This window comes from Pseudomonas sp. VD-NE ins (assembly GCF_031882575.1).
GTDB lineage: Bacteria > Pseudomonadota > Gammaproteobacteria > Pseudomonadales > Pseudomonadaceae > Aquipseudomonas > Aquipseudomonas fluorescens_BZ.
Genome location: NZ_CP134772.1, coordinates 1,301,289 through 1,327,991, shown reverse-complemented (window position 1 = coordinate 1,327,991; position 26,703 = coordinate 1,301,289). Strand labels below are relative to the sequence as shown.

Below are 26,703 nucleotides of genomic sequence, written 5' to 3'. Positions count from 1 at the left end.
ACTCGACCCTTATACGGCCATCAGATCCGCTTCTTTTTGCTTGGTAGCCGCGTCGATATCAGCTTCAGCCTTGTCGGTGATCTTTTGAATATCGGCAGCAGCGCGACGCTCTTCGTCTTCGCTGATTTCTTTGTCCTTGACCAGCTTCTTCAGCTCGCCCAAGGCGTCACGGCGAATGTTGCGCACGGCAACACGAGCGTCTTCGGCGGCACTGCGCGCCTGCTTGGTGAAGCCCTTGCGGGTTTCTTCAGTCAGGGCAGGCATGGAGATCAACAGCAATTCGCCCAGGTTGGTCGGATTGAGGTTCAGGCCAGCGCTCTGGATTGCCTTGTCGACTGCGGCGAGCATGTTGCGCTCGAACGCAACGACTTGCAGGGTGCGCGAGTCCTTTACGGTGATGTTGGCTACCTGAGTGATGGAGGTGTCTGCGCCGTAGTACGGCACCATCACGCTACCCAGAATGCTTGGGTGAGCCTTGCCGGTACGAATCTGACCGAAAGCATGGGTCAGAGAGTCCAGGGATTTCTGCATGCGCTCTTGAGCGTCTTTTTTGATTTCGTTGATCATTGTTGACCTTCCTCGATCAGGGTGCCTTCAGCGCCGCCATGGACGATGTTCAGCAGGGCACCGGGCTTGTTCATGTTGAATACGCGCAGCGGCATCTTGTGGTCGCGGCACAGGCAAATAGCGGTCAGATCCATCACGCCCAGCTTGCGATCCAGCACTTCATCATAAGTCAGATGATCGAACTTCTCGGCATGCGGGTCTTTGAACGGGTCTGCGGTATAGACGCCATCAACCTTGGTCGCTTTCAGTACGACGTCGGCATCGATTTCGATTGCGCGCAGGCAGGCGGCGGAATCCGTGGTGAAGAACGGATTACCGGTACCGGCTGCGAAGATCACGACGTCTTTGGAGTTCAGGTGACGCATGGCTTTGCGGCGATCATAGTGATCGGTCACGCCAACCATGGAAATGGCCGACATCACGATGGCCGAGATATTGGCACGTTCCAGCGCATCGCGCATGGCCAGGGCGTTCATCACAGTGGCCAGCATGCCCATGTGGTCGCCTGTGACCCGATCCATACCGGCTTTGCTCAGGGCTTCGCCACGGAACAGGTTGCCACCGCCGATCACCAGACCGACCTGTACGCCGATGCCAACCAGTTGGCCGACTTCCAGCGCCATCCGATCCAGCACTTTTGGATCGATCCCGAACTCTTCCGAGCCCATCAGGGCCTCGCCGCTAAGCTTGAGTAGAATGCGTTTATAGCGAGCCTGATAACCACTGCCCTGCTGAGCCATTGCGAATCTCTCCTGCGGCGTATTTAAAAATTCTTTGCGAGCTGTTTACAGCTGGCGTTCACTCTAGCTTGGCGCTGCTTCAGCGCCATCGGAACATGGCTTTGTAAGTCAGTTCCAAGTGGAAACCAATTAAAAATTGGCAACCCCATCTGAAAAGAGGCTGCGCGCGTTAGCGGGCAGCCTCTTTCGGCGACAGTTAAAAAACCGTCTTATTGCTTGGCGGCAGCCAGCTGGGCAGCAACTTCTTCAGCGAAGTTGTCGACCGGCTTCTCGATGCCTTCGCCTACTTTGTAGTAAGTGAAGGAAACGATTTCAGCACCGGCTTTCTTGGCCAGTTCGCCAACCTTGATTTCAGGGTTCTTGACGAACGCCTGCTCAACCAGGCTCGCTTCAGCCAGGAACTTGCTGATACGGCCTTTGACCATATTTTCAACAATGTTTTCTGGCTTGCCTTTGATTTTTTCTTCGTTCAGCTGCAGGAACACAGCTTTTTCGCGCTCGATAGCTTCAGCCGAAACTTCCGATGGCAGCAGGAATTCAGGATTGCTTGCCGCTACGTGCATTGCGATGTCTTTGGCCAGCTCGACGTCACCGCCTTTCAGAGCCACAACCACACCGATCTTGTTGCCGTGCAGGTACGAACCTACAACGTCACCTTCGATACGGGTCAGACGACGGATGTTGACGTTCTCGCCTACTTTGGCAACCAGTGCTTCACGAGCGGCTTCTTGCGAAGCGATCAGTGGAGCAGCGTCGGTCAGCTTGTCAGCGAAAGCTTTTTCAACGCTGGCAGCAACGAAGTTTTTGAAGTCGTCTTGCAGAGCCAGGAAGTCGGTCTGCGAGTTCACTTCCAGGATAACGGCAGCCTTACCGTCGTCCTTGATTGCGATTGCGCCTTCAGCGGCAACGTTGCCAGCCTTCTTCGCAGCCTTGATCGCGCCCGAAGCACGCATGTCATCAATGGCTTTTTCGATGTCGCCGTCAGCCTTTTCCAGGGCTTTCTTGCAGTCCATCATGCCTTCGCCGGTACGCTCGCGCAGTTCTTTAACCAACGCTGCAGTAATTGCTGCCATTTTCAAATTCCTCTTGGATAGGTTTTCAACCATTCCACCCGATCGAACGGGCGTTCAATTCTTCCCGAACCACCCTTGTTAGCTGCCGCACATTACAAACAGTGCCGTGGGCGCCGACAAATGGTTTTCGAGGTGGCAAAAAGGGGGCCAAGCCCCCTTTTTGCTTACTGAGTCAACGCCAGGGCGTTAATTACTCAGCTGCAGCCTGAGTTTCTTCAGCTGCGAATTCTACAGTGCCGCCAGCAACATTGTTGCGACCACGGATCACTGCGTCAGCCATCGAACCCATGTACAGCTGGATAGCGCGGATTGCGTCATCGTTGCCTGGGATGATGTAGTCAACGCCTTCCGGGCTGCTGTTGTGTCGACAACGCCGATTACCGGGATGCCCAGCTTGTTGGCTTCGGTGATCGCGATGCGCTCGTGGTCAACGTCGATCACGAACAGTGCGTCTGGCAGACCGCCCATGTCCTTGATGCCGCCCAGCGAACGATCCAGCTTCTCAAGATCACGGGAGCGCATCAGCGCTTCTTTCTTGGTCAGCTTGGCGAAAGTACCGTCTTCGGCTTGAACTTCAAGGTCACGCAGACGCTTGATGGAAGCACGAATGGTTTTGAAGTTGGTCAGCATGCCGCCCAACCAGCGGTGATCGACGTACGGCGAACCGCAACGTGCTGCTTCTTCAGCAACGATCTTGCCAGCGGAACGCTTGGTGCCGACGAACAGAATCTTGTTTTTGCCCTGGGCCAGACGCTCTACGAAAGTCAGAGCTTCGTTGAACATTGGCAGGGTTTTTTCAAGGTTGATGATGTGAATCTTGTTACGCGCGCCGAAAATGTACTTACCCATTTTCGGATTCCAGTAACGGGTTTGGTGACCGAAGTGCACACCGGCCTTCAGCATATCGCGCATATTGACTTGGGACATGATAGTTCCTTAATAAGTCGGGTTTGGCCTCCACGTATCCCAATGACCAACCAGTGGCATAAAGCCAAAAGCACCCAGGTCATCGTGTCGACACGTGTGTGGATTTGAGCTTTTCGGGGTATCCCCGGAAAGCGGCGCATTTTATACCACAGGGTGCGCAGAAACGGAACCCGGAATCTGTATTCGCACCAAGGACATGGGCGCAGCCCCCTTGGAATCGGCCCCGAACGCACCATTGTATAGAGAGAAGCGTTGCACGCGGGCGCTGAATTGCGCCGTGCGTCTGTTAGAATCGCGTTTTTCAGGGTCGCCAATCGACACTCGCCACCCTATTCGTATCAGCAAGCGCCGCCGAGCGCAGAGAGAGCCTGTATGACCGTCAACCTCAAAACTCCCGAGGACATCGCTGGCATGCGTGTCGCCGGCAAACTGGCCGCCGATGTGCTGGAAATGATTGCCGAACATGTCAAACCGGGCGTCACCACCGATGAGCTGAACCAGATCTGCCACGACTACATCGTCAATGTGCAGCAAGCCATCCCTGCCCCGCTCAACTACAAGGGCTACCCGAAGTCGATCTGCACCTCGATCAACCACGTGGTGTGCCATGGCATTCCGAATGACAAGCCGCTGAAAAACGGCGACACCCTGAACATCGACGTCACCGTGATCAAAGACGGCTACCACGGCGACACCAGCCGCATGTTCCATGTCGGCGAAGTGCCGGTCTGGGCCGAGCGCCTGTCGCAGATCACCCAGGAATGCATGTACAAGGCGATCGAGATCGTCAAACCCGGCTGCCGCCTCGGCGACATCGGCGAAGTGATCCAGAAGCACGCGGAAAAGAACGGTTTCTCGGTGGTTCGCGAGTTCTGCGGTCACGGCATCGGCAAGGTCTTCCACGAAGAGCCGCAGATCCTCCACTACGGCCGCGCCGGTACCGGCATGGAACTGAAGGCCGGCATGACCTTCACCATCGAACCGATGATCAACCAGGGCAAGGCCGACACCAAAGTACTGGGTGACGGCTGGACCGCGATCACCAAGGACCGCAAGCTGTCGGCGCAGTGGGAACACACCCTGCTGGTGACCGACACCGGCTACGAGATCTTCACCCTGCGCGCTGACGACACCATCCCGCGCATCTCGGCCTGATCCAGACAACGCTCCCAGCCTTATAGAAGGAAAGCCAAACGATGCCGCAGGTGGATCCCGAACTCTTCGACCGCGGCCAGTTCCAGGCTGAACTGGCCCTGAAAGCGAGTCCTATCGCGGCGTTCAAGAAGGCGATCCGCCAGGCTCGCGAGGTGCTCGACACGCGTTTTCGCCAGGGTCGCGACATTCGCCGCCTGATCGAAGACCGTGCCTGGTTCGTCGACAACATCCTGCAAAAGGCCTGGGAGCAGTTCAACTGGAGCGAAGACGCCGACATCGCGCTGGTCGCCGTCGGCGGCTACGGTCGCGGTGAGCTGCATCCGTATTCCGACATTGATTTGCTGATCCTGCTGGACAGCGCCGACCACGAAGTTTTCCGCGATTCCATCGAGCGTTTTCTGACGCTGCTGTGGGACATCGGCCTGGAAGTCGGTCAGAGTGTACGCTCGGTCGATGAATGTGCCGAAGAAGCCCGCGCCGACCTGACGGTCGTCACCAATCTGATGGAAAGCCGCACCATTTGCGGTCCCGAGCGCCTGCGCCAGCGCATGCTCGACGTGACCAGCACCGCACACATGTGGCCGGCCAAGGAGTTCTTCCTGGCCAAGCGCGCCGAACAAAAGGCACGCCACCACAAATACAACGACACCGAATACAACCTGGAACCCAACGTCAAAGGCTCGCCCGGCGGCCTGCGCGATATCCAGACAATTCTGTGGGTGGCCCGACGTCAGTACGGCACTCTTAACCTGCGCGCCCTCGCTGGCGAGGGTTTCCTGGTCGAGAGTGAAAACGCGTTGCTCGCCTCATCCCAGGAATTCCTCTGGAAAGTGCGCTACGCCCTGCACATGCTCGCCGGTCGCTCCGAAGACCGCTTGCTGTTCGATCATCAGCGCACAATCGCCGGGCTGCTCGGATTTGAAGGTGACGACGCCAAACAGGCCGTCGAAAACTTCATGCAGCAGTATTTCCGCGTGGTGATGAGCATTGCCCAACTCAGCGACTTGATCATCCAGCACTTCGAGGAAGTCATCCTCGCGCCGGAAGACGAAGCGCCGCCGCAGCCGATCAACTCGCGCTTCCAGCTTCACGACGGCTATATCGAAGCACGCAACGACAATGTGTTCCGCCGCACGCCATTCGCCATGCTCGAAATCTTCGTGCTGATGGCTCAGCAGCCGGAAATCAAAGGCGTGCGCGCTGACACCATTCGTCTGCTGCGCGAGCACCGTCACCTGATCGACGACAACTTCCGCAACGATATTCGTAACACCAGCCTGTTCATCGAGCTGTTCAAGTGCAAGATCGGCATCCACCGCAACCTGCGCCGGATGAACCGTTACGGCATTCTCGGGCGCTATTTGCCGGAGTTCGGTTTTATCGTCGGACAGATGCAGCACGACCTGTTCCACATTTATACGGTCGATGCGCACACGCTGAACCTGATCAAGCACCTGCGCAAATTGCAGTACACCCAGGTCTCGGAGAAATTCCCGCTGGCCGCCAAGCTCATGGCCAAGCTGCCCAAACCTGAACTGATCTACATGGCCGGCCTGTACCACGACATCGGCAAAGGCCGGCATGGCGATCACTCGGAGATCGGCGCGGTCGATGCCGAGGCGTTCTGCCAGCGCCATCAGTTGCCGGTGTGGGACAGTCGCCTGATCGTCTGGCTGGTGCAGAACCATCTGGTGATGTCGACCACCGCGCAGCGCAAGGACTTGTCCGACCCGCAAGTGATTCACGATTTCGCCCTGGCTGTCGGCGATGAAACCCGTCTCGACTACCTCTATGTACTGACCGTGGCCGATATCAACGCGACCAACCCGACGCTGTGGAATTCATGGCGCGCCAGCCTGTTGCGCCAGCTCTACACCGAGACCAAACGCGCCTTGCGCCGGGGCTTGGAAAACCCCGTGGATCGCGAAGAGCAGATCCGCCAGACCCAAAGCGCCGCGCTGGATATTCTGGTGCGCGGTGGCACCGACCCGGACGATGTCGAGCAGCTATGGGCGCAATTGGGCGATGACTATTTCCTGCGCCACACCGCCGGCGACGTGGCCTGGCACAGCGATGCGATCCTGCAGCAACCGGTCGATGGCGGGCCGTTGGTGCTGATCAAGGAAACCACCCAGCGCGAGTTCGAGGGTGGCACGCAGATCTTCATTTATGCACCGGACCAGCATGATTTCTTCGCGGTGACCGTGGCGGCGATGGACCAGCTCAACCTGAACATTCATGACGCCCGGGTTATCACCTCAAGCAGCCAGTTCACCCTCGACACCTACATCGTGCTCGACAACGAAGGCGAGTCCATCGGCGACAACCCGGCGCGGGTCAAGCAGATCCGCGAAGGCCTGACCGAAGCCCTGCGCAACCCGGACGACTACCCGACGATCATCCAGCGCCGCGTGCCGCGCCAGCTCAAGCATTTCGCCTTTGCGCCGCAGGTGACGATTCACAACGACGCGCAGCGTCCGGTAACGGTGCTGGAATTGACCGCTCCTGATCGCCCGGGACTGCTGGCGCGGATCGGCGGGATTTTCCTCGAGTTCGACCTGTCGCTGCAGAACGCCAAGATCGCGACACTCGGCGAGCGGGTGGAAGACGTGTTCTTCATCACCGACGCGCACAACCAACCGCTGTCCGACCCGTTGCTGTGCAGCCGTTTGCAGGATGCGATCGTTGAGCAACTGAGCGTCAATCAGGAACCCGATATCAAACTGTCGCGCATCAGTATTTGATGGCGCCCCGGATTCAAATGGCTTTGCGAGAGACCCAGCCCCAATGAACAACGCTCTTAACCAGCTCCAGCCGTACCCGTTCGAAAAGCTCCGCGCCCTGCTCGGCACCGTGACCCCGAACCCGGACAAACGCCCGATCGCCCTGTCGATCGGCGAGCCGAAACACCGTTCGCCAAGCTTTGTCGCCGAGGCACTGGCCAACAGTCTGGATCAGATGGCGGTGTACCCTACAACGCTGGGCATCCCGGCGCTGCGTGAGGCCATTGCCGGCTGGTGCGAGCGGCGTTTCGGCGTGCCGAGCGGCTGGATCGATCCGGCGTGCAACGTGCTGCCGGTCAATGGCACCCGTGAAGCGCTGTTCGCGTTCACTCAGACCGTGGTCAACCGTGGCGACGACGCCCTGGTGGTCAGCCCGAACCCGTTCTATCAGATCTACGAAGGCGCTGCGTTCCTCGCCGGGGCCAAGCCGCATTACCTGCCGTGCCTCGACGAAAACGGCTTCAACCCGGATTTCGATGCGGTTTCGCCAGATATCTGGAAACGCTGCCAGATTCTGTTCCTCTGCTCGCCGGGCAATCCGACTGGCGCGCTGATCCCGGTCGACACCCTGAAAAAGCTGATCGCCCTGGCCGACGAATACGATTTCGTAATCGCCGCCGACGAGTGCTACAGCGAACTGTACTTCAACGAGCAAACCCCGCCACCGGGCCTGCTGACGGCTTGTGTCGAACTGGGCCGCAAGGATTTCAAGCGTTGCGTGGTGTTCCATAGCCTGTCCAAGCGCTCCAACCTGCCAGGCCTGCGCTCCGGTTTCGTCGCCGGCGATGCCGACATCCTCAAAGGCTTCCTGCTGTATCGCACCTACCACGGCTGCGCGATGCCGGTACAAACGCAACTGGCCAGCGTGGCGGCGTGGAATGACGAAGTGCATGTGCGCGCCAACCGTGCGCTGTATCGGGAGAAATTCGATGCGGTGCTGGCGATTCTCAGCCCGGTGATGGACGTACAACGTCCGGATGGCAGCTTTTATCTGTGGCCGAACGTGCAAGGCGATGACGCAGCGTTCTGCCGCGATCTGTTTGAGCAAGAGCACGTGACCGTGGTGCCGGGTTCTTACCTGTCCCGTGACGTCGACGGCGTCAATCCGGGCGCTGGCCGTGTGCGCATGGCGCTGGTCGCACCGCTGGCCGAATGTGTCGAAGCCGCCGAACGGATTCGCGCCTTCATTACTCGCCAAGAGTAACTTTCAAATATCCGCACCAGGCAATCTGGTGCGGACTTCCATGTTACAGAAACCCCAACTTACAACGCATTGCTTTACTCATCTACACGCAAACAAATAACTTACCCTCCGCAACAACGACAACGTATCAAACAAGACAAGTTCACGAGCTATTGAACTTGTAGACACCTCGAGAAAAATAAACACCCTATAAAAACTCATTAAATCTCAAAAGGAATTGATTATGTATAAAACCAAGCCGTGCCTGAAACTTGAAATAGATGACCCCATCGCCAGCTTTCGAGCAGCCATCAATGAAAATCCTAAAAATATTTCGTATACCTCCGGCTCAGGCCTGTCATCACGAACAATGTCAATCAACGCAAAGTGCTGGCAACCGAACCGTCACCTGACCATTTCGTTCCTGGACAACCCCCCCGCCGCGCTGAAAGACGCGATAAAAAAACATATATGGGAATGGGCTGATTATGTCAGCCTGACCTTTAGTTTCATTGACCGCAAAGACGGCATAATCCGAATAAAAACCAACACCACTGAAAATGCATCTCAAATTGGAACTGATGCACTAACAGTCGCTGCGGGAGAGCCAACCATGTTCATATCCGCGCGACCGGCAGATTCCGATTTCCGTACAGTGGTATTGCACGAATTTGGTCATGTTCTCGGATTACATCACGAGCACTTGCACCCGGATGCAAACATCCCCTGGAACAAACCAAAGGTCTATAAGGAATACGCAGAAAAATGGGGAATGGATAAGGAGAAAGTGGACCTGAACATCTTCACACCGATAACCGAGCAGACCACCGTCACCGGGTACGATCCAACATCCATCATGCATTACCCTGTCGAAAAGGAACTGACCGATGGAAAATTCGAAGTACCGATGAACACCGAGATCAGTTGGGAAGACAAACGCATAGCCGCGCATTTCTACCCGATAGAAATCCCTGACGACGGCTCCTGCGAGCGACCATGAAGCGCCATCAGGGACAGTCTTTCACTACGACTTGACCTGCCCCAGATTGGCTTCACTCAAGTCCAGATCGGCCAACACTTCTCTAAGGACGTCGTCACCTATCTGGTGTTGACGACTGAGGCTATAAAGCTCCAGACGCTGCGCCCTGAGCGCCTTCAAGCGCAGGCGACGCTCCAGCAGATCCATCTGGAACGCCAAAGCCTGGGCTTCGGCGGAATCGTTGAAGACATCGAGCTGATGGCGATACTCGGACATGATCCGCGCCTTAAGCTCAGCCGACAGAGCGGCCTGAGCAGCGTCCTGCGGGGCGGTTTCCTCGGCCTCCAGCGCATGAATCGCTGCTTGCGCGGTTTTGCGCCAGGCATCGCGCACTTCCTGGCGGCGCTTGTCGTCCGGGCTTTTCTCGATGCCGCGCAGTAACAGTGGCAGCGCGATGCACGCCGATATCAGGGAGAGCAGAATTACCCCGGCGGCGATAAAAATCAGCAGATCACGCTCGGGAAACGCCTCCGCGCCCATCAACATCGGCACCGACATCACACCCGCCAGCGTCACTGCACCACGCACGCCGCCAACGGTCAGCAGCCAGCAGGAGCGCGCGGTCGGTACTTGCGTCAACTCACCCTTGCCGCGCAAACGGCGCAGCAACACCGACAAGCGCCAGATGCTTTGCACCCAGATAAACCGCAGCAACACCAACGCGAGGAAAATCGCCACGACATCCAGGCAGCGATAAAACAGTGTTGGCCACAACGTCGGCTCGTGGCTGACCACGGCTTTGATGATGTCCGGCAATTGCAGGCCGAGCAGGAGGAAGATCAAGCCGTTGAAAGCGAATTCCAACAGCGACCAGACGCTGCGATTGAGCAAACGGGTGCTGGTCTGCCGGGGCAACAGATCGAGCCAGCTCTGCATCATCCCCGCCGCCACGGCCGAGAGAATGCCCGAGACGCCGAGACGCTCGGCCAGTACATAAGCAGCGAACGGCAGCAGTAACATGAACACCACGTGCGTCGCCGGATCGTCCCAACCGCGAGCGATCATCCACGAACGCAGGCGCCCTACGAGCCAGCTCAAGGCCACGCCGACTGCCAAACCGCCGAGCGCCACCACGACAAAGGTCAGACTGGCGTTGGTCAGCGAAAACACGCCGGTGATGGCTGCGACCAAGGCGAACTTGAAAGTCACCAGGCCAGAGGCGTCGTTCATCAGCGCCTCGCCCTGCAATATATGCATCAGCGGGGTCGGCAAGCGGTTTTGCGAAATCGCCGAGACGGCCACGGCGTCAGTCGGCGATAACACCGCCGCCAGAGCGAAGGCCACCGGCAGCGGAATTGACGGCAACAACCAATGGATGAAGTACCCGGCGCCGACCACGGTAAACAGCACGAGGCCCACCGCCAGCGTCAGGATCGGCCCGCGCAGATGCCAGAACTCGCGCTTGGGCATGCGCCAGCCATCGGAGAACAGCAAGGGTGGCAGGAACAGAAACAGGAACAGTTCGGGATCAAGGGCCACATGCAGACCGAGGGTCGGCCAGGCGAGCAAGGCACCGGCGCCGATTTGCACCAGAGGCAGCGGCAGCGGGATGACCCGTCCGACCAGACGCGAGACGCTGACCAGCATCAGCAGGATGAGGACGGTGTAAGCGGTTTGCATAAAGCGGAAATCTCAGACAATCGACAGCGTTGAACTGCCATATTAGCCGCTTAGGATGCGTCTGACCGTTGCACCTATGTCGCAGCTGCCGGATTGCAGTCCCTTGTGGGAGCGAGCCTGCTCGCGAATGCGGTGGATCATTCAACACCGATATTGACTGAAATGGCCCTTTCGCGAGCAGGCTCGCTCCCACAGGTTTTGCAGCGTTACGACAACCGTGGCCGACGAAACGCTTTGGTCATGGCATAATCCGACACCATTTTTCTCCAGCACCTGTAAAGGGGGCGATTCCTTGACCGTTTCAAGTAAAACGTTGCACCTTTTCGGCATCAAAGCCTGCGACACCATGAAGAAGGCGCGCACCTGGCTCGATGAACACGCTGTCAGCTACGATTTTCACGATTACAAAACCGCCGGCATCGACCGTGAGCACCTGACCCAATGGTGTGACGAACATGGCTGGCAAACGGTGTTGAACCGCGCAGGCACGACCTTTCGCAAACTCGACGACGAACGCAAAGCCGATCTCGACCAGTCGAAAGCCATCGAACTGATGCTCGCTCAACCCTCGATGATCAAGCGCCCGGTGCTCGATCTCGGTGACCGAACCCTGATTGGCTTCAAGCCAGACATCTACGCGGCCGCTCTGAAGTAAGCAGCCCGTCACTCTTTGTAGAGGTGTATTTACATGTCCAATTCTCTGTTCAGCATCGCTTTTGGTGTCGGCACTCAGAACCGTCAAGGCGCGTGGCTGGAAGTGTTCTACGCACAGCCACTGCTCAACCCGTCGGCCGAACTGGTCGCGGCGGTTGCGCCGATCCTCGGTTACACCGAAGGCAACCAGGCCATCACTTTCACCACCGCACAGGCCGCACAACTGGCTGAAGCCGTGAAAGGCATCGATGCCGTGCAAGGCAAGCTGCTGACCCGTCTGGCCGAGAGCCACAAGCCGCTGGTCGCCACCCTGCTGGCTGAAGACGCACAGCTGACTTCGACACCTGAGGCATATCTGAAGCTGCACCTGCTGTCGCACCGTCTGGTCAAGCCGCACGGCGTGAGCCTGGCCGGGATCTTCCCGCTGCTGCCGAACGTTGCCTGGACCAGCCAAGGTGCTGTGGATCTGAGCGAACTGGCGGAAATGCAACTGGAGGCCCGTCTGCGCGGCGAGCTGCTGGAAGTGTTCTCGGTGGACAAGTTCCCGAAAATGACCGACTACGTGGTTCCGGCTGGCGTGCGTATTGCTGACGCCGCGCGTCTGCGTCTGGGCGCTTACGTCGGTGAAGGCACCACCGTGATGCACGAAGGCTTCATCAACTTCAACGCCGGCACCGAAGGCCCGGGCATGATCGAGGGCCGCGTTTCCGCTGGCGTATTCGTCGGCAAGGGTTCGGACCTGGGCGGCGGTTGCTCGACCATGGGCACCCTGTCGGGCGGCGGCAACATCGTGATCAAGGTCGGCGAAGGCTGCCTGATCGGCGCCAACGCCGGTATCGGTTTCCCGTTGGGCGACCGCAACACCGTTGAGTCGGGCCTGTACGTGACCGCCGGCACCAAAGTGGCGCTGCTCGACGAAAACAACAACCTGGTCAAGGTTGTGAAGGCGCGCGAGCTGGCCGGTCAGACTGACCTGCTGTTCCGTCGCAATTCGGAAACCGGTGCGGTGGAATGCAAAACCCACAAATCGGCGATCGAACTGAACGAAGCGCTGCACGCTCACAACTAAGTGCTTTAAGCACCTGTGGGAGCGAGCCTGCTCGCGAAGCTCTTGGCGTCCTCAAGGACGCCTTCGCGAGCAGGCTCGCTCCCACAGGGTCAGGCGTATACCACATGATGATTCCCTCCCCGTGGCGCGCCGATTTCCCGGCCATCGCCGCGCTGCAACGGCAAGACCAGACCTATCTGGACAACGCCGCCACCACGCAAAAACCCCAAGCCCTGCTCGACGCACTGACGCATTACTACGCCAATGGCGCGGCCAATGTGCACCGTGCGCAACACCTGCCAGGCGCTCACGCGACGCAGGCGTTCGAAGACAGTCGGCTCAAGGCTGCGCAATGGCTGAATGCCGGTGACAGCGGACAGATCATCTTCACCCACGGCGCCACCAGTGCGCTGAATCTCCTGGCCTATGGCCTGGAACATCTTTTCCACCCGGGCGACGAAATTGTCATCAGCGCCCTGGAGCATCACGCCAACCTGCTGCCGTGGCAGCAACTGGCACAACGACGCAATCTGAAGCTGGTGATCCTGCCGCTGGATGCCGACGGTCTGATCGACCTTGCTGCCGCTGTGCACCTGATCGGCCCGCGAACGCGCTTGCTGGCGGTCAGTCAGCTGTCCAACGTGCTCGGTGCGTGGCAGCCATTGCCGGCGTTGTTGGCCATGGCCAAGGCGCAAAACGCACTGACCGTGGTCGATGGCGCGCAAGGCGTGGTGCACGGTCGGCATGACGTGCAAGCGCTGGGTTGCGACTTCTATGTGTTTTCCAGCCACAAACTGTATGGCCCCGACGGCCTCGGCGTGCTGTTCGGCCGCAACGCTGCGCTTGAGCAATTGAAGCCATGGCAATTCGGCGGCGAAATGGTCCTGGAAGCCAACTATCATGACGCGCGCTTCCGCCCTGCTCCGTTGGGTTTCGAGGCGGGTACGCCGCCGATTGCCAGTGTGATCGGCTTGGGCGCGACGCTCGATTATCTGGCGGATCTGGATCAGGAAGCGGTGTCCGCCCACGAAGCCGCGCTGCATGAATATCTGCTGCGTGGCCTCGCGGCGCGCAATGGCATTCGTTTGCTCGGCAAGCCGCAATTGGCGCTGGCGAGTTTTGTCGTTGAAGGTGTGCATAATGCTGATTTGGCGCACTTGCTGACTGAGCAAGGTATTGCCGTGCGCGCCGGGCACCACTGCGCCATGCCATTGCTGAAAAGCTTTGAACTGGCCGGAGCGATTCGGGTTTCGCTGGCGCTGTACAACGATTCGGAAGATCTGGAGCGCTTCTTTGAAGCATTGGATCAGGCGTTGGAGTTGTTGCGATGAGCTTGCCGGTCGAAGCAGCCGAGGCGTTGCAGACATTTCAGAACGCGCCTGGCTGGGAGCAGCGAGCGCGGTTACTGATGCAGTTTGGTGATCGTCTGCCGCCGTTGGATGACACGGACAAGTGCGACGCTAACCGGGTACATGGCTGTGAGAGTCAGGTCTGGCTGGTTGGCGAACTGCACGACGGTCACTGGCAATTCAGCGCGAGCAGCGATGCGCGGATGATCCGCGGGTTGGTGACGTTGTTGCTGTTGCGGGTCAACGGGTTGTCGGCGGCCGAACTGCAGCAAGTTGATTTGCCGGACTGGTTTAATCAGCTAGGCCTTTCGCGGCAGCTATCGCCATCGCGCAGTAATGGCCTCAATGCCGTGCTCCAGCGGATGAATGAGTTGGCGGGTTAATCGCCATCGCTGGCAAGCCAACTCCCACAAGGTTCTATGGTGTTCATGGATGCAGTGAACTTACCCAATACCTGTGGGAGCTGGCTTGCCAGCGATGAGGCCATAAGCCTCAGCATCAAATCTGAGGTTTGACCCGATCTGAAGGGCGCCGAACACCCGCGACAATCTTGTCCACAGCCTTGGTCGCCGCGACCATCCCAAACGTCGCCGTGACCATCATCACCGCGCCAAACCCGCCAGCGCAGTCCAGCTTCACGCCATCGCCGACAAAACTCTTCTGCAAACAAATGCTGCCATCCGGTTTCGGATAACGCAGTTGCTCCGTGGAAAACACACACGGCACGCTGTAATGGCGGGTTACGGTGCGCGAAAAACCATAATCACGACGCAACGTCGAACGCACTTTCGAGGCCAACGGGTCATTGAACGTACGGTTGAGATCGCACACCTGAATCAGCGTCGGATCAATCTGTCCGCCCGCACCGCCAGTGGTAATGATCTGGATCTTGCGGCGCTTGCACCAGGCGATCAGCGCAGCCTTGGCGTTGACCGCGTCGATGCAGTCGATCACGCAGTCGATGTTCGGCGTGATGTATTCGGCCATGGTCTCGCGGGTGACGAAATCCGCCACCGCGTGCACCGTGCAATCCGGGTTGATCCCGCGCAGACGCTCGGCCATCACCTCGACCTTGGGTTTGCCGACGGTGCTGTCCAGCGCGTGCAACTGGCGGTTGGCGTTGCTGACGCAGACATCATCGAGGTCGAACAGCGAAATCTCGCCGACGCCACAACGGGCCATGGCTTCCGCCGCCCAGGAACCGACACCACCGACGCCGACAATCGCCACATGGGCCGCGCGCAGGCGTTCCAGGCCTTCAATGCCATACAAACGGGCGATGCCTGCAAACCGCGGATCTTCTGTACTCATGACCATTACCCCAAAAACCGGCGCGCATTATAGGGCTACGCGGCGACAAGTTCTAAACATCAGCTACAAGTGTAAGAACTTAAGTCAAAGTCGGCTGCCCAATGTCGGGCATTTCCCTGTCTGATGTACGACTTGCGAACTGCCGGTGTAGGATGCGCGCCCCTCGGGCGTCTAGCCGACCGATCCTTCGTTCCACAGCCTTTGGAACCCGAAATAGCTATGTCATCGCGTAAATTTGGACTCAACCTGGTGGTGGTTCTGGCAATCGCCGCCCTGTTCACCGGTTTCTGGGCGCTGATCAATCGCCCGGTTTCCGCGCCGAACTGGCCGGAGCAGATCTCCGGTTTCTCCTATTCGCCGTTCCAGCAGGGACAATATCCGCAAAAGGATCAGTACCCGACTGACGACGAGATGCGCCGCGACCTGGAGATCATGAGCAAGCTGACGGACAACATCCGCATCTACTCGGTCGACGGCTCGCTGCAAGACATCCCGAAACTGGCTGAAGAATTCGGCCTGCGCGTGACGCTGGGGATCTGGATCAGCCCCGATCAGGAGCGCAACGAACGGGAAATCACCCGTGCCATCGAACTGGCCAACACCTCGCGCAGCGTGGTTCGCGTGGTGGTCGGTAACGAAGCGATCTTCCGCAAGGAAATCACCGCGCAAGAGCTGAGCGTGCTGCTCGATCGCGTGCGCGCAGCGGTGAAAGTACCGGTGACCACCTCCGAGCAATGGCACGTCTGGGAAGAACACCCGGAGCTGGCCAAGCACGTTGACCTGATCGCCGCGCACGTTCTGCCGTACTGGGAGTTCATTCCGGTCGACAAGGCTGGCCAGTTCGTTTTCGACCGCGCTCGCGATCTGAAAAAAATGTTCCCGAAAAAGCCGCTGCTGCTCTCCGAGGTCGGCTGGCCGAGCAACGGTCGCATGCGTGGCGGTGCCGATGCGTCGCCAGCAGATCAGGCGATTTATCTGCGTAACCTGGTCAACAAGCTCAACCGCCAAGGCTTCAACTACTTCGTGATCGAAGCGTTTGACCAGCCGTGGAAAGCCAGCGACGAAGGTTCTGTGGGCGCGTACTGGGGCGTGTTCAACGCTGCGCGTCAGCAGAAATTCAACTTCGAAGGCCCGGTCGTGGCGATCCCGCAATGGCGCGTGCTGGCGATCGGTTCGGTTGTGCTGGCGCTGTTGTCGCTGACCTTGCTGATGATCGACGGCTCGGCCCTGCGTCAACGCGGACGGATCTTCCTGACCTTCATCGCCTTCCTTTGCGGTTCGGTGCTGGTGTGGATCGGTTACGACTACAGCCTGCAATACAGCACGTGGTTCAGTTTGACGGTGGGCTTCCTCTTGGCGCTGGGTGCGCTCGGGGTGTTTATCGTGTTGCTGACCGAGGCGCATGAACTGGCCGAAGCGGTGTGGATTCACAAGCGTCGGCGCGAATTCCTGCCGGTCGAGGGCGACTCCAGCTATCGCCCGAAAGTCTCGATCCACGTGCCGTGCTACAACGAGCCGCCGGAGATGGTCAAACAGACCCTCGACGCCCTCGCCGCGCTCGATTACCCGGACTACGAAGTCCTGATCATCGACAACAACACCAAGGATCCGGCGGTGTGGGAACCGGTGCGTGACTACTGCGCAACCCTCGGCCCGCGCTTCAAGTTCTTCCACGTCTCGCCGCTGGCCGGTTTCAAGGGCGGCGCGCTGAACTACCTGATTCCGCACACCGCCAAGGACGCTGAGGTGATCGCCGTGATCGACTCCGATTACTGTGTGCACCCGAACTGGCTCAAGCACATGGTGCCGCACTTCGCCGACCCGAAAATCGCTGTGGTGCAATCGCCGCAGGATTATCGCGACCAGAACGAAAGCACCTTCAAGAAGCTCTGCTACGCCGAATACAAAGGCTTCTTCCACATCGGCATGGTCACCCGTAACGACCGTGACGCGATCATCCAGCACGGCACCATGACCATGACCCGTCGTTCGGTGCTGGAAGAGTTGGGTTGGGCCGACTGGTGCATCTGTGAAGACGCCGAACTCGGTCTGCGCGTGTTCGAGAAAGGCCTGTCGGCGGCGTATTACCACGACAGCTACGGCAAGGGCCTGATGCCGGATACGTTTATCGACTTCAAGAAGCAGCGTTTCCGCTGGGCCTACGGTGCGATTCAGATCATCAAACGCCACACCGGCAGCCTGTTGCGCGGCAAGGACACCGAGCTGACCCGTGGCCAGCGTTATCACTTCCTCGCGGGCTGGTTGCCGTGGGTGGCGGACGGCATGAACATCTTCTTCACCGTCGGCGCACTGTTGTGGTCGGCGGCGATGATCATCGTGCCGCAACGGGTCGATCCGCCGCTGCTGATCTTCGCAATCCCGCCACTGGCGCTGTTTGTGTTCAAAGTCGGCAAGATCATCTTCCTGTATCGCCGAGCAGTTGGCGTGAACCTCAAAGATGCCTTCTGCGCGGCACTGGCCGGGCTGGCGTTGTCGCACACCATCGCCAAAGCGGTGCTGTACGGCTTCTTCACCACCAGCATCCCGTTCTTCCGCACGCCGAAAAACGCCGACAACCATGGCTTCTGGGTGGCGATTTCCGAAGCACGGGAAGAGCTGTTCATCATGCTGCTGTTGTGGGGCGCGGCGCTGGGGATCTACCTGGTCAACGGCATCCCGAGCAACGACATGCGTTTCTGGGTGGTGATGTTGCTGGTGCAGTCGCTGCCGTATCTGGCGGCGCTGATCATGGCGTTCCTGTCGTCGCTGCCGAAACCGGCGGCTGCGCCTGAGCCGGCAGCAGCATAATCGGTAACGGATAACGTCAAACGGCGGCCTTCGGGCCGCCGTTTTGCTTTAGAATGACCGCCTTTTTCAATGCCAACAAACTCGGTAGGAGCTGCCGAAGGCTGCGATCTTTTGATCTTGCTGTTGATTTCAAGAAACAAAATCAAAAGATCGCAGCCTCCGGCAGCTCCTACAGGTTTACCGTGCGCACCCGGAGTTATTACATGACGGCCCACGCCGACCTTTCGCCGACCCTCCAACTCGCCATCGACCTGATCCGCCGTCCGTCCGTGACGCCGGTCGACGCCGATTGCCAGAAGCAGATGATGCAGCGCCTGGGCGATGCCGGTTTCAACCTCGAGCCGATGCGCATCGAAGATGTGGATAACTTCTGGGCGACCCACGGCAACAACGACGGCCCGGTGCTGTGCTTCGCCGGTCACACCGACGTGGTGCCAACCGGTCCGGTCACCGCGTGGCAGATCGACCCGTTCAACGCGCTGATCGATGAACACGGCATGCTCTGCGGCCGTGGCGCGGCGGACATGAAAGGCAGCCTGGCGTCGATGACCGTCGCCGCTGAGCGTTTCGTCGCCGATTACCCGAACCACAAGGGCAAGGTCGCGTTCCTGATCACCAGCGACGAAGAAGGCCCGGCACACCACGGCACCAAGGCTGTGGTCGAGCGTCTGGCGGCGCGCAACGAGCGTCTGGACTGGTGCATCGTCGGCGAACCGTCGAGCACCACGCTGGTTGGCGACGTTGTGAAAAACGGCCGTCGCGGCTCGCTGGGCGCCAAGCTCACCGTAAAAGGCATTCAGGGTCATGTCGCCTACCCGCATCTGGCGAAGAACCCGATCCACCTCGCCGCGCCGGCACTGGCCGAACTGGCCGCCGAGCATTGGGATCACGGCAACGATTTCTTCCCGCCGACCAGTTTCCAGATTTCCAACGTCAATTCCGGCACCGGCGCGACCAACGTGATTCCGGGTGATCTGGTGGCGGTGTTCAATTTCCGTTTCTCCACCGAATCGACCGTCGAAGGCCTGCAGAAACGCGTGGCTGATATCCTCGACAAGCACGATCTGGATTGGCACATCGACTGGGCGCTGTCCGGCCTACCGTTCCTCACCGAACCAGGCGCACTGCTCGACGCGGTGTCGGCGAGCATCAAGGACATCACCGGTCGCGAGACCAAGGCGTCGACCAGCGGCGGCACCTCCGATGGCCGCTTTATCGCGACCATGGGCACGCAAGTGGTTGAACTGGGCCCGGTCAACGCGACCATTCACCAGGTCAACGAACGCGTGCTGGCGGCGGATCTCGACGTACTGACCGAGATCTACTACCAGACCCTCATCAAGTTGCTCGCCTGATGCTCGCTTGCCCCATCTGCAGTGAACCGCTGAATGCGGTGGATAACGGCGTGGTCTGCCCCGCCGGCCACCGCTTCGACCGCGCGCGTCAGGGTTACCTGAACCTGCTGCCGGTGCAGCACAAGAACAGCCGCGACCCTGGCGACAACCAGGCCATGGTCGAAGCGCGCCGGGACTTCTTGAACACCGGGCATTACGCGCCGGTGGCCAAGCGTCTGGCCGAGCTGGCGGCGAGTTATGCGCCGGATCGCTGGGTCGATATCGGTTGTGGCGAGGGTTACTACACCGCGCAGATCGCCGAGGCCTTGCCGAACGCTGACGGCTACGCACTGGACATTTCCCGCGAAGCGGTCAAACGTGCCTGCAAGCGTAATCCGGCGATCACTTGGTTGATCGCCAGCATGGCCCGCGTGCCGTTGGCGTCGGGCAGTTGCCAGTTTCTCGCCAGTGTTTTCAGTCCGCTGGATTGGGAAGAAGCCAAGCGCCTGCTCAGTGTCGGCGGTGGTCTGATGAAAGTCGGCCCGACCAGCGGCCACCTGATGGAACTGCGCGAGCGCCTGTACGACGAAGTGCGCGAGTACACCGACGACAAGCATCTGGCCCTGGTGCCGGAAGGCATGGCGCTGGCGCACAGCGAAACCCTGGAATTCAAGCTGACGCTGGACAAGCCCGAGGATCGCGCCAACCTGTTGGCGATGACACCCCACGGCTGGCGCGCCAGTGCCGAGCGTCGTGCGGCAGTCATCGAACAGGCCGAGCCGTTCGAGACCACCGTGTCGATGCGCTACGATTATTTCGTTCTTCAATAACTTTTGGTCTCGGGCACAGGCCCGGGGCCGGCTAAATCCGCGAATGGATTTTTCAGACCCGCAGTGAGGACATCCATGCGCCAACCGGACATCGAGATTTACCTGAAAGACGCCGACGTCGACCACAAGGCCATTTCGGCCTGGCTGGGCGCCGCGCTGGGCCCGTGCAGCGACTGGGTACAGAAAGGCCAGACTTACAAATGCAAAGCCGGCAACGTGCCGGTGACCTGGCTGCCGAAAGCCGTGGGCAAATGGAACAGCCTGTACCTGGAAAGCGACCAGACCCCATGGGACGACGACATCGCCTGCGCGCGTGCCGCATTTGCTGCGCTGAACGTGGAAGTGCGTTGCGCGCCGGGGACGTGGGTTGAAGAAGAAGGTGAGGAGACGGCAGATCGCTGGATGCGCATCAGCGAAGACGGTGAAGAAGAAATCACCTGGAAAACGGCATAAAAGCAGCTGCAAGCTGCAAGCTGCAAGTCTCAAGTTGAACTGCTTGTAGCTTGCAGCTTGTGACTTGCAGCTCGAAGCTGCTTTTACAAGCCTACAACATCCTCAGCCTGCAAACCCTTCTCGCCAGTAATCACCGCGTATTCAACCTGCTGGCCTTCAGTCAGCGACCGATGCCCTTCGCCGCGAATCGCGCGGTAGTGCACGAACACGTCCACCCCGTCTTCGCGCTGGATAAAGCCGTAACCCTTGGCGTCGTTGAACCACTTCACGTTGCCGGTTTCACGTGTTGCCATCTGTTCATACTCCTTTTTTATTATTGAACAGGCTTTTCGCAGGAAAGCCTTAGAGGAACGTCAGCCTGTGTCCGACGTCCATAAAGGGCCCCGGCGACAGACCGCCGAGTATATGACAGGCGCGGAAAGTCTCAACTGGAGATTACTTCGCCGCTTTTTTGCCGATTTTCGGTGAATACGGCAAACTGTCGCCCTCCCGAGCAAACGCTCGGTTTTATTCACTCACGCAGAAGCCGTATGACCCGTTCCCCGTTCCGCCGTCTTGTGTTTGGCACCCTGCGCCGACTGTTGTACCTCTGGGTTCGCTCGGAGACGATCAACCAGTCGTCGTTCACCCTCAACCTCGACCGCAGTCGTCCGGTGTTCTACGTCCTGCAAAACCCTTCGCTGACCGATCTGGCCGTGCTCGACACCGAGTGCACCAAGGCCGGCCTGCCGCGTCCGGTGCTGCCGGTATCGGTGGGTTCGCTGATCGAACCGGCGGCGTTTTTCTACCTGACACCGGATCCAGACTGGCTCGGTCGTCAGGACAAACGCGGCGCACCGCCGACCCTGACCCGCCTGGTCAGTGCGCTCACGCAAAATGCTGCCGAAGACGCGCAGATCATTCCGGTCAGCGTGTTCTGGGGCCAGTCGCCGGACAGCGAAAACAGTCCGTGGAAGCTGTTGTTCGCCGACAGCTGGGCCGTCACCGGGCGTCTGCGTCGCCTTCTGAGCATCATTGTTCTCGGTCGCAAGACCCGCGTGCAGTTCTCGGCGCCGATCCATCTGCGCGAGCTGATCGAGCACAACAAGGGCCACGAACGCACCGTGCGCATGGCCCAGCGCATCCTGCGCGTACACTTCCGCAACCTCAAAGCCGCGGTGATCGGCCCGGACATTTCCCACCGTCGCAACCTGGTCAAAGGTCTGCTCAATCAGCCGCTGGTCAAGCAAGCGATCCTCGACGAAGCCGAGCGCGAAAACATCTCCGTGGAAAAAGCCAAGGCTCAGGCCCTGCGCTACGGCAACGAGATCGCCTCGGACTACACCTACACCGCCATTCGCTTCCTCGAAGTGGTGCTGAGCTGGTTCTGGAACAAGATTTACGACGGCATCAAGGTCAACCACATCGAAGGCGTGCAGAAAGTCGCGCAAGGCCACGAAGTGATCTACGTGCCTTGCCACCGCAGCCACATCGACTACCTGCTGCTCTCGTATCTGCTGTTCCGCAACGGCCTGACCCCGCCGCACATTGCCGCCGGGATCAACCTGAACATGCCGGTGATCGGCAGCCTGCTGCGTCGCGGCGGTGCGTTCTTCATGCGTCGCACGTTCAAGGGCAATCCGCTGTACACCTCGGTGTTCAACGAATACCTGCACACCCTGTTTACCAAAGGCTTCCCGGTCGAGTACTTCGTCGAGGGAGGGCGCTCGCGCACCGGACGCATGCTGCAACCGAAAACCGGGATGCTCGCGATCACCCTGCGCAGTTTCCTGCGTTCGTCGCGCATGCCGATCGTGTTTGTGCCGGTGTACATCGGCTACGAGCGCGTGCTGGAGGGTCGTACCTACCTTGGGGAGCTGCGCGGTGCGAGCAAGAAGAAAGAATCGATCTTCGACATTTTCAAAGTCATCGGCGCGCTCAAGCAGCGCTTCGGTCAGGTTGCGGTGAACTTCGGTGAGCCAATCAAGCTCGCAGAATTCCTCGACGCCGAGCAACCGGACTGGCGCCAGCAGGAACTCGGCCCGCAGTACAAACCGGCGTGGCTCAACGAAACCACCAACCGTCTCGGCGAAAAAGTCGCGCAGCATCTGAACGAAGCCGCAGCGATCAACCCGGTCAATCTGGTGGCGCTGGCGCTGCTGTCGACCACACGTCTGGCGCTGGACGATCGCGCCATGGCTCGCGTGCTGGATCTATATCTGGCGCTGCTGCGCAAAGTTCCGTACTCGCCGCACACCACATTGCCCGAAGGCGATGGCCGTGCGCTGATCGAGCATGTGAAGGACATGGACCTGCTCGCCGAGCAGAACGATGCACTGGGCAAGATTCTCTATCTGGATGAGCAAAATGCCGTCCTGATGACCTACTACCGCAACAACGTGCTGCATATCTTCGCCCTGCCGGCGTTGCTGGCGAGCTTCTTCCAAAGCGCCTCGCGTATGAGCCGCGAACAGATCCTGCGCTACACCCGCGCGCTGTATCCGTACTTGCAGTCGGAGCTGTTCATTCGCTGGACGCTGGACGAACTCGACGGTGTGGTTGATCAATGGCTGGAGGCGTTCGTCGAGCAAGGCTTGCTGCGTTTCGAGAAGGACGTCTATCTGCGTCCGGCGCCAAGTTCGCGGCATTTTGTGCTGCTGACGCTGCTGTCGAAGAGCATCGCCCAGACCCTGCAGCGCTTCTACATGACCGTATCGTTACTGCTCAACAGCGGCCAAAACACCGTCAGCGCCGAAGAACTGGAAGACCTGTGCACGGTCATGGCCCAGCGCCTGTCGATCCTCCACGGCCTCAACGCCCCGGAGTTCTTCGACAAGAGCCTGTTCCGCCACTTCATCCAGACGATGCTCGACCTCGACGTGCTGCGCCGCGACGAAGCCGGCAAACTGAGTTATCACGAACTGCTCGGCGAACTGGCCGAAGGTGCGGCCAAGCGCGTGTTGCCGGCGGAGATTCGCCTGTCGATCCGTCAGGTTGCGCTGCATCGCAGTGAGGATGCTGCCGATCAGGTCGTCGCCCAACCCGAGACCTGATGCAAACCTGGTGGGAGCGAGCGGGCTCGCTCCCACATTGAAAGGAGAACTTCCGATGAAAAAACTCACCCTGCTCGCCGCCGCCACACTGCTCAGTGCCTGCCAATCGACCACACCCGCCGGCAAGGTCGGCCTCGACGGTGAAGTGTTCTACCTGCAGCGCATCGCCCTGCCACCGAGCGCGACCCTCAGCGTCAGCCTGCAAGACGTTTCCCTGGCCGACGCGCCAGCCGTCGTATTGGACGAGCAAAAAGGTCCGATCAAAGGCCAGGTGCCACTGCCCTTCCACTTGAGCTACGATCCGGCGCAAGTCAAACCGGGCCACCGTTACTCGGTCAGCGCGCGCATTGAAGTCAACGGTGAGTTGATGTTCATCACCACCGAAAACCACGCAGTGCAACTCGACGGCAACGACCCGCAGCCGCTGAAAATCCGCGTCGACGCCGTTCGTTAATTCATTTTCCGCAGCCCTTTTCCGCAACAAGGAAGCCGCCATGCTCCGCCCTACCCTTCGCTTCGCCGGCCTGTGTGCAGGCCTGATGATCTCCGCCAGCGCGCTGGCCCTGTCGCTCAGTGACCTGTCACAAAAAGACGCCACCGGCGGCCTCAAGGATGCCCTGACCCAGGGCGCACAAATCGCCGTCAAGCAACTGGGCACACCCGGCGGTTTCAGCAACAACCCCGACGTGAAGATCGAACTCCCGGGCAAACTCGGCAAAGCCGCAAGCAAGATGAAAGCCTTCGGCATGGGCGCTCAGGTTGAAGAACTGGAAACCGCGATGAACAAGGCTGCCGAATCCGCAGTGACCCAGGCCCAGCCAATCCTCGTCGACGCCGTGAAGAAAATGAGCGTGGCAGACGCCAAAGGCATCCTCAGCGGCGGCAAGGATTCGGCCACGCAATACCTCGACAAATCCAGCCGCGAACAGATCCGCGCCAAGTTCCTGCCGATCGTCAAACAGGCGACTGACAAGGTTGGCGTGGCGCAGAAGTACAACTCGTTCGCGGGCCAAGCTGCTGCGTTTGGCGTTGTCGATGCGAAGAGCGCCAACGTTGAAAACTACGTCACCGAGCAAGCGCTGAATGGCTTGTTCGAGATGATCGGCAAACAGGAAGAAACCATCCGCCAGAACCCGGCCGCTGCGGCGACCAGTCTGGCGAAGAAGGTGTTCGGCACGCTTTAAGATGTCACAACATGGGGGCGAAGGAATTCGCTCCCGTGCTTCCATCCACCTACAGGATTACGTAAAAAGAACACCCACTCCCGCCCCATCTTCCTTCGTTCAAAAACCCGCAACTCGTCTAATCCATCCAGTGCCGACGCCGCCTCGCTATACGAGCAAGCAAAATTCTCAGCCACATTGCTCGCGGTGAACTCCTTCGCCACTCCGTTTTTGGCCACCTCGTACAACGCGCGTTGTTTTTCCGTGAGTTGATCAAAGAAGCCGCAATTCTTCAGCCTGCGCTCGAACTCTTCGGTGCACCCCACGCTCTTGCGGTAAACATCGGTAAACCCGAGCACCGCTCGCTGGATCACCGAGCACTGGAACTCGATGAAGTACGTCAGATCCAGCTCATCCGCCTCGGTATGCAGGTATGAACGTCCGTATTTCACCGGCGCATTACGCAGTAACAAACTGATCGCTATGTAGCGAAACGCCGCAAACTCGTTCTTGAACATGAACCAGTAAAACAACGCCCTGGCGACTCGCCCATTGCCGTCGCGAAAGGGGTGTTCGTACCCCAGGGCAAAGTGCAGAGTGATGGCCTTGATCAGCGGATGCAGATAGCTCGTCTCTTGCGGTGAGCCTTCGGGCAGGTTGATCCAGTGCGACAGTCGCTCCAGCCGCGACACCAACCCTGCAGCAGGTGGTGGCCGGTGCACGGTGTTGCCCGCCCCGTCCTGAACGACCACTTCGTCATTGATCCTGAACACCCCGGGGGAATACTGCTCGTCATCGATGCCCTCGACCCCCACCCGATGAATCGCTGCGATCAAATCCACGCTCATGGGTTGGTAACGCATCTCCCAGGCAAAATTCATCATCCGGTAATTACCCAACACCATGCGTTCATCCGGAGTACGGGGCAAACGCTGCTGCTTGAGCATGTCCTTGGCCACGCGCGTGGTAGTCGCCGCGCCCTCCAACTGGCTACTGGCGATGGCCTCGTCTTCGATCAAGTCATTGAGCAGATAACTGAAATGCGCCCGCTCGCCGATCTGGCTGGTCATGTATTCCAGCGCCGCGGTACTGGCCTGCCGATCGACGATGGAAATGGTTTTCTGTGCCAGCGGCGTCAGCAGAAACTTGCCCCACTGCACAGGCTCGCCCAGTGGCAGAAGGTTAATGTGCTGGGCAGCCCGTGCCTTCTTGACCAACGCCCAGCACAGCCTGGCATCCAGACCCGACGCCCAGCGATAACGCAACGCTTCAAATGGCAGATAACGACCTTGATCATCGAGAGGCTTGAGCAGCGCAAGGTAATCAGCCAGACGTTGCCGGTGAGGCGGGCGCACCAACAAGTCGAACACCGGGTCGGTTCTGCCTTTCAATGCTGGCGGATTTTTCATCAAGACAAACTCAGGAAAGCTGAAAAGCAGAGGCTGGAGTACAACATCCGAGGCAATATGGCTCAAGATCAGAGGCTTCTGAAAAAGATGTAGGAAGTGCCGCAGGTAGAGCTGGCTATGTGTCGTCAGCTAGAGACTGGTCGGCTATCAGGCCGCTATCGCGAGCAGGCTCACTCCTACAGTTGAACTGAGTACACCTGCAGAAAACAGGTCGGCTGTCAGGCC

General features: G+C 59.1%; 22 protein-coding genes and 1 pseudogene. 15 read left to right on the top strand and 8 right to left on the bottom strand.

What is annotated here, in order from left to right:
* Positions 1–9 precede the first annotated feature (9 nt).
* From frr to rpsB, 4 genes and pseudogenes are all read right to left on the bottom strand, one after another.
* Positions 10–567 (bottom strand): ribosome recycling factor, encoded by a 558-nt coding sequence (frr, locus tag RMV17_RS05640; protein ID WP_034156333.1) that lies wholly within the window; start codon positions 565–567, stop codon positions 10–12.
* A complete protein-coding gene (gene pyrH, locus RMV17_RS05635) occupies positions 564–1,307 on the bottom strand; it encodes a UMP kinase (RefSeq protein WP_003222124.1) in 744 nt (247 codons plus the stop codon). Before pyrH ends, frr begins: the two co-directional genes overlap by 4 nt.
* 209 nt (positions 1,308–1,516) lie before the next feature.
* Complete coding sequence (tsf, locus tag RMV17_RS05630; protein ID WP_034156334.1) at positions 1,517–2,380, bottom strand: translation elongation factor Ts; 864 nt, start codon at positions 2,378–2,380, stop codon at positions 1,517–1,519.
* A 190-nt stretch (positions 2,381–2,570) separates the two neighbouring features.
* Positions 2,571–3,307, bottom strand: a pseudogene (gene rpsB, locus RMV17_RS05625) (30S ribosomal protein S2).
* A 372-nt stretch (positions 3,308–3,679) separates the two neighbouring features.
* On the opposite strand from rpsB, the gene map reads away from it, so the two are divergent.
* The 4 genes from map to RMV17_RS05605 all read left to right on the top strand — a co-directional run bounded on the left by map (position 3,680) and on the right by RMV17_RS05605 (position 9,428).
* On the top strand, positions 3,680–4,462 hold the full coding sequence (gene map / locus RMV17_RS05620) for a type I methionyl aminopeptidase (RefSeq protein WP_016985097.1): 783 nt from the start codon (positions 3,680–3,682) through the stop codon (positions 4,460–4,462).
* Between the two features lie 41 nt (positions 4,463–4,503).
* Positions 4,504–7,206 carry a [protein-PII] uridylyltransferase gene (locus tag RMV17_RS05615; protein ID WP_123594889.1) on the top strand — a complete coding sequence of 901 codons (2,703 nt, stop codon included), beginning with the start codon at positions 4,504–4,506 and terminating at the stop codon, positions 7,204–7,206.
* Positions 7,207–7,249: 43 nt separating this feature from the next.
* The gene (dapC, locus tag RMV17_RS05610) at positions 7,250–8,449 is read left to right on the top strand and encodes a succinyldiaminopimelate transaminase (RefSeq protein ID WP_311885981.1); all 1,200 of its coding nucleotides are present in this window, start codon (positions 7,250–7,252) and stop codon (positions 8,447–8,449) included.
* A 223-nt stretch (positions 8,450–8,672) separates the two neighbouring features.
* Positions 8,673–9,428 carry a M12 family metallopeptidase gene (locus RMV17_RS05605; RefSeq protein WP_311885980.1) on the top strand — a complete coding sequence of 252 codons (756 nt, stop codon included), beginning with the start codon at positions 8,673–8,675 and terminating at the stop codon, positions 9,426–9,428.
* Positions 9,429–9,452: 24 nt separating this feature from the next.
* Here RMV17_RS05605 and RMV17_RS05600 read toward each other — a convergent pair whose 3' ends face one another.
* The gene (locus RMV17_RS05600) at positions 9,453–11,087 is read right to left on the bottom strand and encodes a Na+/H+ antiporter (protein ID WP_108225208.1); all 1,635 of its coding nucleotides are present in this window, start codon (positions 11,085–11,087) and stop codon (positions 9,453–9,455) included.
* A 346-nt stretch (positions 11,088–11,433) separates the two neighbouring features.
* Between RMV17_RS05600 and RMV17_RS05595 the strand changes: the two genes are divergently transcribed.
* The 4 genes from RMV17_RS05595 to RMV17_RS05580 all read left to right on the top strand — a co-directional run bounded on the left by RMV17_RS05595 (position 11,434) and on the right by RMV17_RS05580 (position 14,521).
* On the top strand, positions 11,434–11,742 hold the full coding sequence (locus tag RMV17_RS05595) for an arsenate reductase (RefSeq protein ID WP_042607053.1): 309 nt from the start codon (positions 11,434–11,436) through the stop codon (positions 11,740–11,742).
* A gap of 33 nt (positions 11,743–11,775) precedes the next feature.
* The gene (gene dapD, locus RMV17_RS05590) at positions 11,776–12,810 is read left to right on the top strand and encodes a 2,3,4,5-tetrahydropyridine-2,6-dicarboxylate N-succinyltransferase (protein WP_034156338.1); all 1,035 of its coding nucleotides are present in this window, start codon (positions 11,776–11,778) and stop codon (positions 12,808–12,810) included.
* Between the two features lie 104 nt (positions 12,811–12,914).
* On the top strand, positions 12,915–14,120 hold the full coding sequence (locus tag RMV17_RS05585; RefSeq protein ID WP_311885979.1) for a cysteine desulfurase: 1,206 nt from the start codon (positions 12,915–12,917) through the stop codon (positions 14,118–14,120).
* Complete coding sequence (locus RMV17_RS05580) at positions 14,117–14,521, top strand: SufE family protein (RefSeq protein WP_311885978.1); 405 nt, start codon at positions 14,117–14,119, stop codon at positions 14,519–14,521. Before RMV17_RS05585 ends, RMV17_RS05580 begins: the two co-directional genes overlap by 4 nt.
* A gap of 115 nt (positions 14,522–14,636) precedes the next feature.
* Here the strand turns inward: RMV17_RS05580 and tcdA are convergent, their stop codons facing one another.
* Positions 14,637–15,455 (bottom strand): tRNA cyclic N6-threonylcarbamoyladenosine(37) synthase TcdA, encoded by an 819-nt coding sequence (tcdA, locus tag RMV17_RS05575; RefSeq protein WP_409373115.1) that lies wholly within the window; start codon positions 15,453–15,455, stop codon positions 14,637–14,639.
* Between the two features lie 213 nt (positions 15,456–15,668).
* On the opposite strand from tcdA, the gene RMV17_RS05570 reads away from it, so the two are divergent.
* The 4 genes from RMV17_RS05570 (at position 15,669) to RMV17_RS05555 (ending at position 20,874) form a co-directional block, all read left to right on the top strand.
* The gene (locus RMV17_RS05570; protein WP_311885976.1) at positions 15,669–18,257 is read left to right on the top strand and encodes a glycosyltransferase; all 2,589 of its coding nucleotides are present in this window, start codon (positions 15,669–15,671) and stop codon (positions 18,255–18,257) included.
* Positions 18,258–18,460: 203 nt separating this feature from the next.
* Positions 18,461–19,612: a succinyl-diaminopimelate desuccinylase gene (gene dapE, locus RMV17_RS05565; RefSeq protein ID WP_093436622.1), complete on the top strand. Its 1,152-nt coding sequence runs from the start codon at positions 18,461–18,463 to the stop codon at positions 19,610–19,612.
* Positions 19,612–20,421 (top strand): putative RNA methyltransferase, encoded by an 810-nt coding sequence (locus RMV17_RS05560; protein ID WP_311885975.1) that lies wholly within the window; start codon positions 19,612–19,614, stop codon positions 20,419–20,421. The genes dapE and RMV17_RS05560 overlap by 1 nt, the downstream gene beginning before the upstream one ends.
* A gap of 75 nt (positions 20,422–20,496) precedes the next feature.
* Positions 20,497–20,874 carry a hypothetical protein gene (locus RMV17_RS05555; protein ID WP_016985110.1) on the top strand — a complete coding sequence of 126 codons (378 nt, stop codon included), beginning with the start codon at positions 20,497–20,499 and terminating at the stop codon, positions 20,872–20,874.
* Positions 20,875–20,957: 83 nt separating this feature from the next.
* Here the strand turns inward: RMV17_RS05555 and RMV17_RS05550 are convergent, their stop codons facing one another.
* Complete coding sequence (locus tag RMV17_RS05550; RefSeq protein WP_007908870.1) at positions 20,958–21,167, bottom strand: cold-shock protein; 210 nt, start codon at positions 21,165–21,167, stop codon at positions 20,958–20,960.
* Positions 21,168–21,404: 237 nt separating this feature from the next.
* On the opposite strand from RMV17_RS05550, the gene plsB reads away from it, so the two are divergent.
* From plsB to RMV17_RS05535, 3 genes are read left to right on the top strand one after another with little or no spacing between them, the layout of a single operon-like run.
* Positions 21,405–23,906, top strand: a complete 2,502-nt coding sequence (gene plsB / locus RMV17_RS05545) for a glycerol-3-phosphate 1-O-acyltransferase PlsB (RefSeq protein WP_311885974.1) — start codon at positions 21,405–21,407, stop codon at positions 23,904–23,906.
* Between the two features lie 55 nt (positions 23,907–23,961).
* Positions 23,962–24,360: a YbaY family lipoprotein gene (locus RMV17_RS05540; RefSeq protein ID WP_034156346.1), complete on the top strand. Its 399-nt coding sequence runs from the start codon at positions 23,962–23,964 to the stop codon at positions 24,358–24,360.
* A gap of 40 nt (positions 24,361–24,400) precedes the next feature.
* Positions 24,401–25,090, top strand: coding sequence for a DUF4197 domain-containing protein (locus RMV17_RS05535; protein ID WP_007908873.1), 690 nt, complete (start codon positions 24,401–24,403; stop codon positions 25,088–25,090).
* Here RMV17_RS05535 and RMV17_RS05530 read toward each other — a convergent pair.
* Positions 25,087–26,478, bottom strand: a complete 1,392-nt coding sequence (locus RMV17_RS05530; RefSeq protein WP_311885973.1) for a Fic family protein — start codon at positions 26,476–26,478, stop codon at positions 25,087–25,089. The two genes, RMV17_RS05535 and RMV17_RS05530, sit on opposite strands and share 4 nt — an antisense overlap.
* Between the last annotated feature and the right edge of the window lie 225 nt (positions 26,479–26,703).